Source organism: Akkermansiaceae bacterium, assembly GCA_024233115.1.
Taxonomy (GTDB): domain Bacteria; phylum Verrucomicrobiota; class Verrucomicrobiia; order Verrucomicrobiales; family Akkermansiaceae; genus Oceaniferula.
Map to the genome: position 1 here is coordinate 402,972 of JACKQB010000001.1, position 16,381 is coordinate 419,352.

At 52.3% G+C, this 16,381-nt stretch carries 14 protein-coding genes; 6 read left to right on the top strand and 8 right to left on the bottom strand.

Annotated elements, in window-relative coordinates:
* Positions 1-149 precede the first annotated feature (149 nt).
* Both H7A51_01715 and H7A51_01720 read left to right on the top strand, forming a co-directional pair.
* A complete protein-coding gene (locus H7A51_01715; protein ID MCP5534930.1) occupies positions 150-3,503 on the top strand; it encodes a DUF1553 domain-containing protein in 3,354 nt (1,117 codons plus the stop codon).
* Between the two features lie 19 nt (positions 3,504-3,522).
* Positions 3,523-4,995 carry a DUF1501 domain-containing protein gene (locus tag H7A51_01720; GenBank protein MCP5534931.1) on the top strand — a complete coding sequence of 491 codons (1,473 nt, stop codon included), beginning with the start codon at positions 3,523-3,525 and terminating at the stop codon, positions 4,993-4,995.
* 70 nt (positions 4,996-5,065) lie between these two features.
* Here H7A51_01720 and H7A51_01725 read toward each other — a convergent pair whose 3' ends face one another.
* Entirely contained in the window at positions 5,066-6,001 is a 936-nt protein-coding gene (locus H7A51_01725; GenBank protein MCP5534932.1) for a helix-hairpin-helix domain-containing protein, read from the bottom strand.
* Between the two features lie 193 nt (positions 6,002-6,194).
* Between H7A51_01725 and H7A51_01730 the strand changes: the two genes are divergently transcribed.
* Together H7A51_01730 and H7A51_01735 are read left to right on the top strand one after the other, a co-directional pair.
* Positions 6,195-6,434: a helix-turn-helix transcriptional regulator gene (locus H7A51_01730; protein MCP5534933.1), complete on the top strand. Its 240-nt coding sequence runs from the start codon at positions 6,195-6,197 to the stop codon at positions 6,432-6,434.
* A 13-nt stretch (positions 6,435-6,447) separates the two neighbouring features.
* Positions 6,448-8,043 carry a DNA cytosine methyltransferase gene (locus tag H7A51_01735; protein ID MCP5534934.1) on the top strand — a complete coding sequence of 532 codons (1,596 nt, stop codon included), beginning with the start codon at positions 6,448-6,450 and terminating at the stop codon, positions 8,041-8,043.
* Between the two features lie 11 nt (positions 8,044-8,054).
* Here H7A51_01735 and H7A51_01740 read toward each other — a convergent pair whose 3' ends face one another.
* Genes H7A51_01740 through H7A51_01755 form a run of 4 tightly spaced genes read right to left on the bottom strand, consistent with a single transcriptional unit; the run spans position 8,055 to position 11,737 of the window.
* Positions 8,055-8,804 (bottom strand): hypothetical protein, encoded by a 750-nt coding sequence (locus H7A51_01740; GenBank protein ID MCP5534935.1) that lies wholly within the window; start codon positions 8,802-8,804, stop codon positions 8,055-8,057.
* Complete coding sequence (locus H7A51_01745) at positions 8,801-9,568, bottom strand: hypothetical protein (protein ID MCP5534936.1); 768 nt, start codon at positions 9,566-9,568, stop codon at positions 8,801-8,803. The genes H7A51_01740 and H7A51_01745 overlap by 4 nt, the downstream gene beginning before the upstream one ends.
* On the bottom strand, positions 9,565-11,505 hold the full coding sequence (locus tag H7A51_01750) for a hypothetical protein (GenBank protein ID MCP5534937.1): 1,941 nt from the start codon (positions 11,503-11,505) through the stop codon (positions 9,565-9,567). The genes H7A51_01745 and H7A51_01750 overlap by 4 nt, the downstream gene beginning before the upstream one ends.
* A gap of 4 nt (positions 11,506-11,509) precedes the next feature.
* A complete protein-coding gene (locus tag H7A51_01755; GenBank protein MCP5534938.1) occupies positions 11,510-11,737 on the bottom strand; it encodes a hypothetical protein in 228 nt (75 codons plus the stop codon).
* Between the two features lie 800 nt (positions 11,738-12,537).
* Between H7A51_01755 and H7A51_01760 the strand changes: the two genes are divergently transcribed.
* Both H7A51_01760 and H7A51_01765 read left to right on the top strand, forming a co-directional pair.
* The gene (locus tag H7A51_01760) at positions 12,538-12,762 is read left to right on the top strand and encodes a DUF433 domain-containing protein (GenBank protein MCP5534939.1); all 225 of its coding nucleotides are present in this window, start codon (positions 12,538-12,540) and stop codon (positions 12,760-12,762) included.
* A complete protein-coding gene (locus H7A51_01765) occupies positions 12,759-13,088 on the top strand; it encodes a DUF5615 family PIN-like protein (GenBank protein ID MCP5534940.1) in 330 nt (109 codons plus the stop codon). Before H7A51_01760 ends, H7A51_01765 begins: the two co-directional genes overlap by 4 nt.
* A 213-nt stretch (positions 13,089-13,301) precedes the next feature.
* Here H7A51_01765 and H7A51_01770 read toward each other — a convergent pair whose 3' ends face one another.
* The 3 genes from H7A51_01770 to xseB all read right to left on the bottom strand — a co-directional run bounded on the left by H7A51_01770 (position 13,302) and on the right by xseB (position 16,369).
* Positions 13,302-13,973 (bottom strand): 2OG-Fe(II) oxygenase, encoded by a 672-nt coding sequence (locus H7A51_01770; GenBank protein MCP5534941.1) that lies wholly within the window; start codon positions 13,971-13,973, stop codon positions 13,302-13,304.
* 193 nt (positions 13,974-14,166) lie between these two features.
* Complete coding sequence (locus tag H7A51_01775) at positions 14,167-16,056, bottom strand: 1-deoxy-D-xylulose-5-phosphate synthase (protein ID MCP5534942.1); 1,890 nt, start codon at positions 16,054-16,056, stop codon at positions 14,167-14,169.
* Positions 16,031-16,369: an exodeoxyribonuclease VII small subunit gene (xseB, locus tag H7A51_01780; protein ID MCP5534943.1), complete on the bottom strand. Its 339-nt coding sequence runs from the start codon at positions 16,367-16,369 to the stop codon at positions 16,031-16,033. Before xseB ends, H7A51_01775 begins: the two co-directional genes overlap by 26 nt.
* Between the last annotated feature and the right edge of the window lie 12 nt (positions 16,370-16,381).

Here is a 16,381-nt window from a genome sequence, read left to right on the forward strand (position 1 = left end):
TTGCGGCGGTCGCTGTGGATGTGCGGCCAACAAGATCGTGCCCCGACCGGACGATCCTTCCGGAAAGTGACGTTTTGTTGTCCTTTTTTGGAAAAATTGCACACTTGTTTCCGTATCGGGATGTAATACACTGAACGGTGTTTTTTCCCATGGTAATCAATTGTTCAACATCCCGTGCAGCATCCGGTGCAAGATCCGGTGCCGCACCGAAGCGTGTCTCTTTGACCGGTATCATGTCGGCCTCCATGGCTGCCTGTATGCTTTTTGTTTCCTGTGGTAAAAATGAGAGTGGGCCAGGGGATCGGGACGACACTCCCAAGCACTCTGGAGATAAACCCAAGGCCGCGGCCGCTCCAGGCAGTGTGCAGCTGCCCGACAAGGTGACGTTCAATGCCCACATCCAGCCTGTTCTGTCGGAAAAATGCTACCACTGCCATGGCCCGGACTCCGGCACGCGCGAACCTAAAAAGGCACCGCTGCGCATCGACCGCGAACAGTTTGCTTTTGAGAAACGGGAAAACGGCAAGCCGGTCATCGTCCGGGGCAAACCCGCCGAGTCCCTGCTGGTCGAGCTGCTCAAGTCGGAGGACAGGGACACCGTCATGCCTCCGCCCGAGAGTCATAAAACGATGTCGGCCCACGAAATCGCCCTGGTCGAAAAATGGATCGCGCAAGGTGCCGAATACGAGGAGCACTGGGCATTCATCGCTCCCAGTAAGCCCGTGGTGCCGGTAACGCGCACCAAGGAGCTGGAGCACTGGGCGACCAATCCGATCGATCAGTTCACGCTGGCGAAGATGGAGGAGAACGGGCTCGAACCCAACCCGGAACAGGCACCCCGCCGGCTGCTGCGCCGGATCTATTTTGATATCACAGGCCTGCCACCCACCCCCGAGGCTACGGAGGCATTTGTCACCGCCCATGCCGCCAATCCGACGAAAGCCGTAAACGATGTCCTGGACCACCTCTTTAAATCCCCGGCCTACGGTGAACAACAGGGCCGGCTTTGGCTCGATGCCGCGCGCTACGCCGATACCCACGGCATCCACATCGACAATTACCGCGAAATATGGCCCTACCGCGACTGGGTGGTTGACGCCTTCAACCGGAACATGCCCTTCGACCAATTCACCATCGAGCAGCTCGGCGGCGATTTGCTTCCGAATCCAAGTCTCGACCAGAAAGTGGCCACCGGCTTCAACCGCTGTTTGCCGACCACCGGGGAAGGCGGGTCGATCGCCGAGGAGGTCAACGCCATGTATGCCACCGACAGGGTGAATACAACCTTCGGCGTGTGGCAGGGCTTGACCGTTGGGTGCGCGGAATGCCACGACCATAAATTCGACCCGGTGTCGCAGAAGGAGTTCTATCAGATCTCAGCGTATTTCCGTAATACCACCATGGCCGCACTGGATCGCAACGATGGCCGCCATCCTCCAAGCATCTACGTGGCGCCGCGTGGTGCCCGTTCCCGGATGGATGCCATCACCCGGGAAGTCGAGACACTCCAGAAAACGCTCGCGGCCAGGAAGAAGGAGCAGGACGCTGCCCGTGAGGCCGACTACCAGGCCTGGCTCACCCAGTTGGTGAAGAACAAGCCACCGGGTGTTGACCAGCCGGTCCCGGGCCAGGAAGTTTACCTGCCGCTGGTGAATCCTGCGAATGACCTCCTCACCGGAACAGCCAACGGTCAGCCGGTCTCGCTTCATGCTGCTGTAAAAACACTGCCTGGCGTGTTCGGCCACGCTCTGCAGATCGGGGACCGCCCCAGTGTGGAAATCGGGGATTTCGGGAACTTCAAAAACAACCCGGGCTTTTCCTACGGAGGCTTTATCTATGTCGATGGAACTCCCAACGGCGCGGTCCTTGCCCGCATGGACCCCGCCGACAAGCACCGGGGGTGGGATCTATGGCTCCAAAGCGGACACGTGGCAGCCCATGTGATTGAGCAATGGCCCACCCAGGCTGTTAAAGCGTTTACCCAATCGCCCCTGGCACCCAGGCAATGGCATCACGTCATGGTGGTGTATGACCCCTCCAGAAAGAAGGACAGTCTGACGGTGTATCTCAACGGCAAGCCGGCACCCCTGACCTATTCCCACAATCATCCGGGTCAGAATATCCAGACCCGCGTGCCCCTGCGCCTGGGAAGCCGCGCCGGGAACGATTCACTGCTCCGCGGGGTGGTGGCCGCCCAGGACCTCAGGGTGGTCAGCCGCCCCCTGAAGGAGAAGGAAGTGCAGGATCTGGCATACCAATGCTTGGTAACGGCCCTGCATCACTCGCCCGAAAGCAAGCTGCCACGCACGGCCTTGCGCCACCAGTTTGACGCCCGTTTCCCGGCCAAGCCGTTGACCGGACAATCGCGGATCGCGGAACTGACCAGGGAAAGGGAGGCTCTGGCCAAACGCGGCTCCTATTCATTGATCATGGAGGAAAAGCCGAAAAGCCAGGCGTTTGCCCACATTCTCGAGCGTGGCAATTATGCCTCCAAAGGGGAGAAGGTGTTTCCCGGGGTGCCCTCTGTGCTTTCGGGCAAAGACACGAAGGTGCCCCCGAACCGCCTCGGCCTCGCCCAGTGGCTGGTGAATCCGGAAAACCCCTTGACCGCCCGGGTCACCGTCAACCGCTACTGGCACTACATGTTCGGCAGGGGTATTGTTGAAACCACCGAGGACTTTGGCATCATGGGGAGCCGTCCCAGTCACCCGCAACTACTCGATTGGTTGGCCACCGAGTTTGTGGAAAGCGGCTGGGATGTGCAACACATGCTGCGCCTGATGGTTACCTCATCGACCTATCGCCAGTCGGCGGTTCTCACCGACGATAAAAAGCAGACCGACCCGAAAAACATCCTCTTCGCACGCTCGTCCCGTTTCCGCCTCCACGGCGAGCAACTGCGGGACCTGGTGCTCAGTGCCTCCGGCTTGTTGGTCGATGAACTCGGTGGCCCCCCTGTCAAACCATACCAGCCGGACGGGATCTGGTCGGCTGTGGCCATGAAGGAATCCAATACCCGTAACTACCAACGTGATACCGGGGAGAAGCTCTACCGCCGGTCGATCTACACCATCTGGAAACGCACCGCTCCGCATCCATCGATGGAGTTGCTCAACGCGCCCCCGCGCGAGACCTTCTGTGTGCGCCGGGAGTTGACCAACACGCCGCTCGCCGCCCTGGTCACCATGAACGATGTGCAGTTTGTCGAGGCGGTCAGGGTATTGGCGACCAAGGCGATCAAGGCAACGGCCGATGATGCCGGACGTCTCGACTACATCACCCTGCGCCTGATGTCCCGGGAGCTGGACACCGGGGAAAAGGCGATCGCTGCCGATACCCTGGGACATGCCCGGGAAAAATTCAAAGCGACCCCGGAGGAGGCGGCCAAGCTGGTTGCCGTGGGCGATAGTCCGGTGGACCCGTCCATCCCACCCGCCGAACTCGCAGCCTGGACCTTGATCGCGTCCCAGATTCTCAACCTCGACGAAACCCTCACCCATTAATCCTCTAACATTTTTCATCATGAACGACCTTTTTGACCTCAACGGTATTATCAACCGCCGACAGTTCTTCCGCAAAAACGTCACCGGACTGGGTGCCGCCGCGCTGGCGTCCCTGCTGCCCAAGGAGCTGATGGCTGCCGGCGACCACGGGGCGCTGGACGCCGCCGCAACGCTTCCCCACTTCGCGCCTAAAGCCAAACGTGTGATCTACATGTCGATGATCGGCGCCCCCAGCCAGCTGGATACCTTCGATTACAAACCGGGCCTGGAAAAACGCTTTAAGGAAGACCTGAGCGGGTTTCTGAAAAAGTCCGGTGTCCGCCTGACGACCATGACATCGGGCCAGAAAGGTTTCCCCGTGGCGCCCTCCCGGTTTAAGTTCAAGCAGCACGGCCAGTCCGGCGCCTGGATCAGTGAGTTGTTACCCTACACCGCCAGGATGGCCGATGATATCTGTATCATCAAATCGATGCACACCGATGCCATCAACCATGAGCCTGCCAACTATCTCATGTACACCGGCTCCATGATCCGTGGTAAGGCATCCATCGGCTCATGGCTTTCCTATGGCCTTGGTAGCATGAACCAGGACCTGCCGACGTTCTGCGTCCTCCACGCCTACCACACCAACCCCAAGTCCAACGTGCAGGCCATTTCCGCAGGCCTCTGGGGAAGCGGGTTCCTTCCCGGTGAACACGCCGGTGTTTCCCTCCGTGGAAAAGGCGACCCCGTGCTCTACTTGAAAAACTCTCCCGGGATTTCACGCGAAATGAGACGCATGATGCTGGATGGACTCAACGACTTGAACAGGAAATCCTACGAGCGGGTCGGCGATCCCGAAATCCAGACCCGCATCCAGCAGTACGAGATGGCATTCAGAATGCAGGCCAGCGTGCCGGAACTCACCGATATCGATAGCGAGTCGCAGCACACCTTTGACCTCTACGGCCCCGAGGTAAAGAAACGCGGCTCTTTCGCCAACTCATGCCTGATGGCACGCCGTCTCGTTGAGCGGGGCACGCGCTTCGTCCAGATCTTCCACCGCGGCTGGGACCAGCACGGCGCTCTTCAGCGCGACCTGCCCGAGCAGTGCAAGGACGTCGACCAGGGGGCTTACGCCCTGATTCAGGACCTGAAACAACGCGGTATGTTAGACGACACCCTCGTCGTATGGGGCGGTGAATTTGGCCGGACCGTCTACTGCCAGGGCGCGCTGTCAGAAACGAATTATGGACGCGACCACCACCCTAAATGTTTCACCATCTGGATGGCTGGCGGCGGTATCAAGGGCGGCATGGTTTACGGTGACACCGATGAGATGTCATTCAATATCTCCACTCCGGACCAGGCCGTGCATGTGCGCGACCTGCAGGCCACGATCCTACACCAACTCGGCATCGAGCACGAGCGGTTGTCGTTTAAATACCAAGGCCTGGACAATCGACTGACTGGCGTCCTGCCGGCCAGGGTGGTGAAGGACATCCTCGCCTGACCTGGCGCGGGGACGGCCTGTTGTTGAACCGCCTCCAGGATCATCCAGCCAACAATCTAACAAAGTCGTCCTACCCTGCGGGGAAAACTAGAAACGGCCTGAGCTTCTCCAACGTCTTTTTGCCAATGCCGGTCACCTTGAGCAGGTCCTCTGCCTTCCGGTAGGGTCTTTTTTCGATGATGCGGTTCGCCATGGCTTCGCCGATGCCAGGTAAACTCATCAGCTCGTCCCGCGAGGCCTTGTTGATGTGGATTTTGTTCGCGGGCACCTTTTGTTTTTTATCGATACCGATCTCGTTCTCCCGGTCGTCATCGCGTTGCGCTTGACGCTGCCCGGGGAGGTTTTCCCAATCGGTATGCTCCCACACGCCGGCACCCTTCTTCGCCGCCTGCAGTTCCAGGTCGGCGAGCTGCGCCTTGTACTCCTTGGCGGTCCGGCCATCAAAGGTCTCGCGATACACGCCAAAGGCCCTGGCAAGCCCCTTCGACACCAGCAGGGACGCCAGATCCTTACCGTCGGCAGTAACCACAAAGGCATAATACCGCTTGAAATTGGGATCCCCCCGGCCGTCAGCAAACGCCGTCTGGACCGTGAACGGCTGCGCCAGCAAATCCGGAATCTCTTTCGCGGCGATGTTCCCATACTTCAGCGCAAGGGCAATCGACGCCTGCGGACTGCCGCCCACCTCCGTGATGCCGAAATACCGCCGCTGTGCACGCACCCGCCTGCCGTCCGTGGCATCGTGGATCTTCGACTCAATACAGTCCGCCCCATAAAGCCGGACGTTGATTTCCCGCGCCTTGTGCCCGGGATTTTTCCCATCCCCCGCCTTCGCCGGAATCTGAATTTGGAAACTATCGCCATCCGCCCACGGGGCGGGAACAAGCGTGCAGTTCTCAATTTTTTTGAGGCCCGCTGTATGGGCCACGCCGGAAAGCAACACCCAGGCCACCACGGCAAACACACGAGCCCCGGACACGCAATCAACCCAACAAGCCCTTTTCATGGCCGGACACTATCGCCCATATTTCAAAATGCAAGGAGATGCGGGATGGGCTGAGTGAGGTTCAATGGCTCCGTCGCTTGAGCATCAATTCAGTCAATGAAACTATGCCTGTCGCCTAGCCTCATATCAAAAATCACTCTGAAGATACTCATAGTCCGTGGACTGTTAAGTATCATCCTGCCCATGGTCTGGCATGAGCGAAAAAGACCCATGCCTTGTTAAACTAGGTCAAAATATAAGGATGATGCGTGAAGCTAGGCATCTATCACAAGAGGACCTAGCGCTTAGTGCTGAGCTGGATCGAACTTACGTCGGCGGAGTGGAGCGTGGCGAGAGAAACATCACCATCCTCTCAGCGCTGAAACTTTGCAAAGCGCTAGATTGTGATTTGGTCGACTTGGTCGATGGAATTTCCGCCATTGCTAACAAATAAACTGTTTATTGTTATGCAAAATAAACAGGGGCCGATCCCTATCATTGATTTATTTGCTGGACCTGGCGGGCTGGGAGAAGGTTTTTCCAGCGTTCTCGGAAAGAATAACGAACCCGTTTTCAAAATTAACCTTTCTATCGAAAAGGATCCAGTAGCACACAAAACACTGACGCTGCGTGCCTTTTACAGGCAGTTCCCTAAGGATAGAGCCCCTGTTGAATACTACGAGTATCTACGAGGCAACATAGAACGCGCTGAGTTGTTTGCGGCATTCCCAAAACAAGCCAAAGAGGCACGCGAAGAGGCAAGATGCATGACTTTAGGTAAAGACGATGTTTCTTCCCGTGTCGGAGAAAAACTAAAGGGCCGTAAAGATTGGGTTTTAATCGGAGGACCTCCCTGCCAAGCATATTCGCTTGTGGGTAGGTCCAGAATGTCCGGGGCAGGCGCAAGAAAAGAGGGCGAGTCAAAGGCGCGCTACAAGCAACGAGCAGCCGCGAAGCAGTCTCAGTTCCAAGAAGATCATAGACACCTATTATATCGGGAGTATTTGCGGATTATCGCCGACCATTCACCTGCGGTCTTCGTGATGGAGAATGTGAAAGGTATTCTTTCGGCTAAACTGAAGGGTGAGAAAATCTTCCCTCAAATAACGTCTGATCTCCAATTTCCAAATAAGGCACTTGGAAGAAAAGTTAAAAGCACGGGATACACAATTCATTCTTTTGTAGCTGAATCTGACGACTTAAACGGAGGGGCGCTCAATAATACCGACTATCTCATACGCTCAGAAAAATATGGAATACCGCAAGCGAGGCACCGCGTAATCTTACTCGGGATTCGTAATGATCTTGGTGTCAGAGAAATTGGCAAGCTGCAGCCAAAGCCCCAAGTGTCTGTTGGAGAGGCGATTGGAGACCTTCCTCCATTAACGCCGGGGTTGACTCGGGAGAAGGGCCTAAAGCCTGTTGATGCGCTATTGAAATTATTGGAGGCGGATTGGTGGTTGGAATTTGAAAATAACGAAAGGACTTCGCAATTAGCCAAATTCATGCGGAAGCAACTGATCGGGTCTAAAGGCGTGCGACATAGAGAAAGTCGAGGTGGGCCATTTGTTGAATGGCATAAACATGCACTATTTGATTGGTACAAGGATAAGAAACTACAGGGAGTATGCAATCACGAAACTAGAGGCCATATCCGTGAGGATTTATGGAGGTATTTTTTCTGTGCGTGTTTTGCTAGAAAAGAGGGACGTGCTCCCCATTTACGGGATTTCCCCGAGGGGCTGTTACCCAAACATATGAATGTAGAAGAAGCTGTAAATGGTTCAAAATTTGGGGATCGATTTCGTGTTCAGCTAGAAGATGAACCCTCAACAACAGTAGTCTCTCATATATCAAAAGATGGGCATTATTATATTCACTACGACCCTAGGCAATACCGTAGTTTGACAGTGCGAGAAGCTGCTAGACTTCAAACGTTTCCAGACAACTATTTTTTTGAAGGGCCAAGAACCCAACAGTATCATCAAGTGGGAAACGCTGTCCCTCCGCTATTGGCTGCAAAGATAGCTGAAACAGTACGGGGTCTTCTGGAGGGGGAATGAAATCGAAGAGGCTATGACTCAAGCCATCGTCCAAACTCATCTGGCAAAAACGAAAAGAAAGCATCAGGTTGAGCTTCGTAGATGTCATACACACGAGCTAACTGATTAGTGACTTGGCCGAATCTTCTAAGGGTTCCTGGTTTGCCGATTGTTTTTTTCTTTGAACCTTTTCGCGAAAAAGTTTCTGTGGTCGTAATCCCTGTTAGAAGAGATTTATCGGTTTTTGATAAATATAGAGTTTTCAAAATTGCGAGTAGGTTTGGATTCCCTGCAATCTGTTGACGGCTTCCGAAGTTAGATTCGTATTCACCCATCACGTGCGGAGGCACATCAAAAAAAGGCTCCACATTTTTCCTTCCTGCTAGCACCAACGTTATGGGGCCAAGAATCCTGTGGCGATACCGCCTTTGCGAGTTCGGGTTATAGCAATAGAATTCTTGGCCCGATAGCTCCTTGGGAGCTGGCGGGCAGATTAAATTGAAGTATAGAAGTGCCAAAGTATCATACACAAGGGGGAAATTTGTTTTTTCAAATTCGCCACTCTCTAACTCCTGTATTAAGGGTATCAGTTCATCAGCGAAGGTGAATTTATTTATATAATCATGATAGACGGGTAGTTCAAATTTTATTGGATGGTAAAATGACATGTCCGTATCATAGAGCAATTTAAGCGGAGGTTCTGTGCGTGTGCGATGCCCATTTTTTACCTCAATTACCCAATTGCGGTACGCTTTTTGCCCTTCATTGTTTAGGAATCTCATGGCGTGTTAGATTTGAATAATTTATAATTTTGTACTATGTCAAAATGACTGCAAAAATTTTGGATAGTTGTTTCAGCCCACTCCTCAATTTCTCTATCTGATTCATCTGAGTCTGGATCGTGAACCGGAGGTGCGCAGGGGGCGAATTGTTTGCTGAACTTTGCCCAAGAATCGTCATCTTCTGCAAGGGCTTCATTCTTAGCCAATATAATGAGTATTTCCTCAAGCACTGCAGGGAATACAAGACCTGCAAAATCTGGATCAGCACGTACAATTGCGTTTATATCCTTTGTTTCACTAACTCTACTATTTACGAGCAGTCGAGGACTCAAGTCGTTCCACTCAAGTTTCCAAAGTCTGTGACCAAGATCCATAGCTCTGACAGGTAATATACCTTTTCTTCTGTTACCTGAGCCATCATAAGAAATAGGGGAGATTGAATCCTTCCATGCAATTAATGGTTTTTCGGGTTTGGATTCGTCTACAATTTTGAGCCGGAACTTCACCTCTTCAGATGTATCAAAAAGTGTGATGGGTATGCGTTTTTCGGTATCGGGCGAGCCCCATGTACCTAGAGAGAATCTTTCAGTATTTGAATTTACATACGCCTCGACTTTTACTGATGAGTCGTTTGGAAAATTATAATTTTCGTGTGTATGAAAACTAAGCATGAATTCATACGCACTTCCAACCTCGAACCTTGAGATCGTAAAATCCTTATTATTCAGGCGTTTTCTGCCTGTATAGTTGTATGACCTCTTCATAACACCTCCCTGTTCTTGCGGGGTATTGCTCTAAAGTAGATATCTCTGCTGCCTTGAAATCCGGTGACAGAAAAAGTAAAATCAGAGTCAACGATTTCTAAGATGATTTCGTTGAAATTTGCCTCGAGTATATTGCACCCCCCACATAAAATGTTTAAATTATCACCAGAAAAATCAAAGTCTGCTGGGTGGTAGCTGTTTAGCGGGTTTCCATACTCAGTGTCGAAAGCTGCTGCTATAAAAATTTCATCAGGAGTGTCGGTCGCGTCTGGATCTGGAGATATCTTAAATCCCCGGGCTTTGATTAAGGGAGATGTGGCTATGTATTTTGGACGAGGTACAATATCCTTAGTGCCTGTGGGCTTCTTTTTACCTCGTTTATTTGTAGGTTTCTTTTTGTTCCCTTCTTCAAGCTCATCTATGCCGAATATATCTTCAAGAAGAGATGTGAGATCTTCGTTCTCTATTTGACCTAGAGCATTGGCAATTCTGGATGCAGAAAATTTTACATATTTTAAAATAGCCGCACCTGGCTTATACTTTCCCTTGAAATGTTCCGTAGATTCTAACCACTTGGTATGAGCTGGGTTTTCCGAGTCACCTAGAAATTCAGATAATACCGGGTCCTCAGCAAGTACCAGTGATCTAATGCCTTTTGTTTTCATGCATTTCTCACCAATAATTGTTAGGCCATCACGGATATACATCTCATCACAGATTCTGACATCTTCACTTTGTTGTAGGTAAACTAAAAATGAAGCGTCTTTCTTTTGGCCGCTTGCTTTAAAGCCTATTTCAATGGGACACTCAAAGGCTATCAACTCATTATCGGCATATTTTCTTTTTGCTATTTCGAAGCTTTCAGTATCTGGAAAGATAGATTTTATGTCAGGGTTGCTGTAAGAACTTGGTGTTGTCAGGCAATAGTAAAGATCGGGCGTTTGTTTTGGGGACAGGTCATCTGCTTTTTTGCAAAATAACAACCTATCCCGTAGCTGAATTTTGTCTTCGTCACTAAAATGAGGCCAAGTCTGAATCTCATCCATGATTGTGTCTTTATCCAGTAAGGTTGTTCTTCCTTCTCCATTATCAATTACGCACTCTAACGTACCTCGGAGAAATTCCCAAAAAAATTGATGAATTAAAGCGTTATAAATGGATTCATAGTTGATGCCCTTCTTGGGGTGTGGTATCACAATTGACAACCCCGGCTCATCTGGATTTCGATCTAAGCGGAAATCTTTTCTAAATTCTGCCAGTTCGTCGGCTTCTGTGCATGGCGAGGCCCAGTATGGATTAGTACCTTCATTTAGGAATTCGCCTCCATAGCCTTCGGAGACATATTCATTAGCCTCTCCTGGGATTTTATGAATAGACAGCACGGATCTGCCCATCAAGGTGTTGTTCATACCATTTTCTTCTACACTGTAGCTGAAGAACGAACGTAGTTTTGAAGAAGCTGGATAAACGATCTTTCCAAGCCCCCATTTGCCTCTAGTTCCTTTTTTTCTGCTACGTCCGACATTCCGGAGGAACCAAAAAAAATGTTGTGGTTCTTCATTAGGCTCAGGATCAAGTTTTTGCTCAGTGTTGCCGACTAATCCAGTGGTTTTAAAGCATTCAATCGCACAGTATGGGAGGGGGGCATCTGAATTAAATTCGAAAGTTCCTATCTTCTCTTGAACTAGTGGGGCATTCACATGGGGAGCTAACCCATCAAACCATTTGGATGCTTTATCTGCTGGAAGCGGGGATTTAGGAATGAAATACCTTATTAGTATTGGCTCCGTGGTAGATGATGATTTTGCATCCAATCGGTTTTGAATATCTTCCCGGATCAGGGCACTGGTCGCATCGTCTAAAGCTTCATCGTCAAAATAGCTCAGATGAGAAGGGTCGTCTTTGGTATTATTGGGAGGTTCAAATTGCCATTTCATTTTCCTAAAGTTTAAATTTAAATTCGGATCCTCCGTTAGATTGTGAAAACCGCTCCTTCATACCCTTTAGTTCTTTCTGGAGAGCATTGTAAATCTTGTCAACATCCTTCTCTGTAAATGAGTAATTACCTCGGTTAGAAAGGTTTCCTATCAGTTTGATTTGCTTAATGGCATTGTTAGTTCTGGCCTCGGCCAGCTTAATAAATTTGTCTCTGCGTTCGTCGGTACTCATGGTCAGGATGCCTTTCTATGTTGTGGGATGTTAGCCTCTGAGGGTGTATTCCTTTGGATCTCTTTATTACTGCGCATTGCTTCCCACATTTGCTTAATGTTCAGCTCCGGAATGGACGAAATTTTTATTTCAGGTCGCGGGTAGGACTCTATTTTCCTCAGTTACACGTGCTGATATTGACATATTACAGAACAAAAGCAATAATTATTTGCATATATAAGCCCTATATTATCAATATTTAGGTTTTCAAATTCACAACTGGCTCATTATTGGTATGTTGTGTAACAACGGATAAATCAAGATGTCACTTATTTATGGTCATATTTCTACCACATCTACTTTCTGATGGCTACATCAGCGTATTTTTATTTAAACACAGATGGCCACAGATCCCCACAGATGAGCACAGATCCTGGAGATCCGCCCGCGCAGATGGAAAGAGATTCTATTTTGCGGGCAAAGTCGATGTCAGGTTATAGCTGTGAGGGGTGGATGAATAGCCAGGATTTGATCTGTGTTTATTTGTGGCGATCAGTGTCATCCGTGTTGAAGATTAGTTTTTTAACACAGGTGGCACAGATGAGCACAGATCCAGGGTATCTGTCGATGACCCCGATGTGTCGGGGCTCGCGCAGATGAATTGGAACCCTCCCCCCTTGCGCGTCGATCAAGACCTTCGTAGCTTCAGCGCAGTAGGCCTGTCATTCGCGGTCAAAAAATGTAATGCTGCTGGCAACAGCTCCATTCTGTTCGCTAATAAAATATTCGCCATCGCATTCATTAGGGAATATAATGCACACATGAGCCAGAAAAACTCGCGTATTACAACGAATCTCAAACAGTGCGGAGGGCGTCCTTGCATTCGAGGAATGAGGATTCGAGTTACCGACATACTGGATTTATTAGCCTCTGGATTGAGTTTTGATCAGATTTTAGATGAGATGCCTGATCTTGAGCGCGAGGATATCGTTGCCTCCATCAGCTATGCCTCGGAAAGTATTGACCATCCAGTGATTGCGGCATGATTTGGGTAGATGCTCACTTGTCACCTAGAATCGCCGGGTGGGCACAAGATGAACTTGGCTACGAGGTATCGGCTCTCCGAGACCTCGGATTAAGAGATGCTGCTGATGATGAAATTTTTACCAAAGGGAGGGAATCAGGAGCCATGATATTGACTAAGGACAAGGATTTTGCAGAGATGGTTGTTCGTCTGGGGTCACCCCCCAAAGTTATTTGGTTACGGTGTGGAAATACATCCGAATCAAGTCTTAAGGATTTGCTCTCCAAGCATTTATCGGAGGCAATTGAGCTATTAGACGCCGGTGAAGATTTAGTCGAGATCCGATAACCCAAGCGAACAATGCAAGTGAAGCGTGTTCAGAGGTAATTATTAGTGCCGATGGGGCGGCTGGAAGGTGTAATGTTTCAATAGCCCAAACATTCTGGATTCAAATCCAGCCATCCGATGAAGACCCCGATGTGTCGGGGCTCGCGCAGATGAGTTGGAACCCTCCCCCCTTTCGCGTCATTTCGCGTATTTCGCGGTCAGAAAATCTTCAGATCAAACCATGGTTGGATCCACCTCCCTGCCGCGGAGCCAGCCGGTGAGGGAGAGCCTTGGCACGTGGGCGGGGAGGACCTCGTGCCAGAAGTCGGCGCTGCGGAAGGCGATGATGGTGCCGGCGGTGGGTGCGAAGTCGAGGTATGGGCCGTGGATGCCCTCGGTGGGCGAGGTGTAGAGGCGCAGCTCGCCGCCGTCGCCGGGTTGCCAGCGGGTGTTGAGGTAGGCGATGATGGTGATTTGGCGGGTGGGCGACGCGTGGTGCTGGTCGAGGTGGGGTTTGTAGAATCCGCCGACCGGGTAGCGCGCGAGGTGGCCCTCGTAGGACTCCAGCGGCAGGAAGAGGGAGCGGCGCAGGTGCTCGCGGATCTGGCGCATGGCGGAGAGCCAGTGGATGACGGCGGGGGAGGCATCGACGTCGTCGAGCCAGAAGATGGAGTCCGAGCGGATCTCCGGTTTGCGGTCGAGCGCCGCGCCCTTGCCGACACCGGCGAGGCGGAGGTCGTCGGCTGCCTCCTTTTCCTCGATGATGCCGATGAGCTCGGCGACGGCGGAGGCGGGCATGATCTCAGGAAAGTGGGCGTATCCCGGCGCGGCCAGAAGATCGGCCAGGGTGTCCAGGGGGAATGGTGGTGCGCTGAGTTCGACGAGGGGGTTGAAGAGGTTGATCATGTGCGGATGGCGATGGGCGCATATGGATCGTTTTTGCCGCCGGGGTCAATGTAATTTCAGTTTTCAGTTTTCAGAAATCAGAAATCAGAAATACCCAATGGGTGAGTGGAAACATGAGCCTTTCCCCTCTTGAATTCCTTATGGAATGAGGGTTTTTCACTTAGCAGGTGAAATGCAACTGCGGATTCCAGGATCAGGCGAGGTAAGGGCTGAGCCGTTCGACGGCATGGCTGGAGGTCAGGCCGTGTTGTTTGCGGAGTTCGGTCACTTTGCCGTGTTCGATAAATGCATCCGGCCAGCCGATGCGCTCGACGGGTGTGGTGATCTTGGCATCACTCAGTAATTCGATGACACTGGCGCCGAAGCCGTTTTGAAGCACGTGGTCCTCCATGGTGAGGATGACCTTGCATTGTTCCGCGTAGCGGATGATCAGGTCGGCGTCGAGGGGTTTGATAAACCGTGGGTTGATCAGAGCCACCGAGTGGCCGAGGGCTTCGAGTTTGTCCTTGGTCTTCAATGCCACTTCATACATGTGGCCGAGGCTGAAGATGGCCACGTCGCTGCCGTCCTGGAGTACTTCCCCCTTGCCGATTTCCAGCAGGACAGGTTCGGGTTTGGGTTTGGCCCCAATACCGGCGCCGCGTGGATAACGGATAGCCGACGGACCGTCCTCGTAGTTGGCCATGGTCCAGAGCATATCGATGAATTCATCCTCATCCTTGGGCTGCATGTGGACCAGTCCGGGGACGGCACGGAGGTAGGCGATGTCAAACAGGCCGTGGTGGGTGGGACCATCGTCGCCCGAGAGGCCGCCGCGGTCCATGCAGAGCCTAACAGGAAGTTTTTGCAACGCCATGTCGTGGATGATCATATCGATGGCGCGTTGCATAAAGGTCGAGTAGATCGCGAGGAAGGGCTTGAGCCCCTGGGTGGCATGGCCGCAGGCGAAAAGGGCGGCGTGTTCCTCGGCGATACCGACGTCGAAGTAGCGTTCGGGGATTTCCTTTTTAAAGATCTCGAGCTTGGTGCCACCGGGCATGGCGGCGGTGATCGCGGTGATGGATTTGTCTTTTTTGGCGAAGTCCGTCACGGCCCGGCCGAACAGTTCCGAGTAGGTGGGTTTGCCGACCGGGGTTGTCGAGCCGTCTTCCACTTTATAGGTGCCAAGGCCGTGGAATTTCCCGGGGTTGGCAAGGGCGGGGTCGTAACCGCGCCCTTTTTCCGTGATGATGTGCAGGATGACGGGTTCGTCCTGCTTCTTGAGGTGTTCGAAGGTCCGGATCAGGAGCGGCAGATCGTGGCCATCGAGCGGGCCGTAGTAGCGCATACCGAATTTCTCAAACAGGACGTTGGGAAGGATCAGGTTTTTGGTGTTGCGCTCCACCTTGTGGGCAAACTTGCGCACGCTTTCACCACCAATCCGGCCTACAAACTCAGCGGCCTTGTGGCGGACGGAGGAAAACGTCGGGTGTGTTTGCAGGGCGTTAAAATACTTTGCCATGGCACCGACGTTGCGGTCGATCGACCACTCGTTGTCGTTGAGCACGACGATTAGCTTCTCGGTGGTTTCCTCGATATTATTCATCGCCTCGAGTGTCGGGCCACAGGTGAATGCGGCGTCACCGGCGACAGCGACAACGTGGTTTTTATCCCCTTTGAGATCACGCGCGGAAGCCATGCCGAGCGCTGCGGACAATGCCGTGCCGGCGTGGCCAGCGCCATAACAATCGTGTTCGGATTCCGTGCGCAGCAGGAAACCATTGAGTCCGCCGGGTGTGCGGATCGTATTGATCTTGTCGGCCCGGCCGGTGAGCATCTTGTGAACGTATCCCTGGTGGGAGACATCGAAGAGGAACTTGTCCTCGGGGCTGTCAAAGACCCGGTGCAGGGCCACGGTCAGTTCCACGACACCCAGGTTCGGCCCGAGGTGGCCACCAGTGCGGGCCAGGGAGTGGATGAGCGTGTGCCGGATTTCCTCGCAAAGGTCCTCGAGCTTGCCATCAGGCAGAGCCTTGACATCCTCGGGGCTTTTTATTTGGGAGAGAAGCTCGGGAAGTTCAAAAGAGCCTGATTTCGTCGTCATTATTATCGTTAGAGGCCGAGGTGCCCTCTTGAGCCTCCTCTTGGGTTGATTGGTTTAAACCGTCGTCAGCGGAGCCGCTTGATTCCTGGTTCGGTTTGAGAGTGATCAGTTCGAGCCTCTTGCGAGCGTCACCCAGGACGGACTCACAATGGCTGATAAGAGCGGCACCCCGCTCGTAGTTAGAAATGAGTTGTTCCAACGGCAGCTGGCCCGATTCCATGGTTTCGACCATGGCCTCAAGCTGCTCGAGTGCTTCTTCGAAGCTCAGGGGCTGCGCTTGCTTGGGGGGTTTTGCTTTTTTAGCGGACGGCATTTGAAGTGAGCG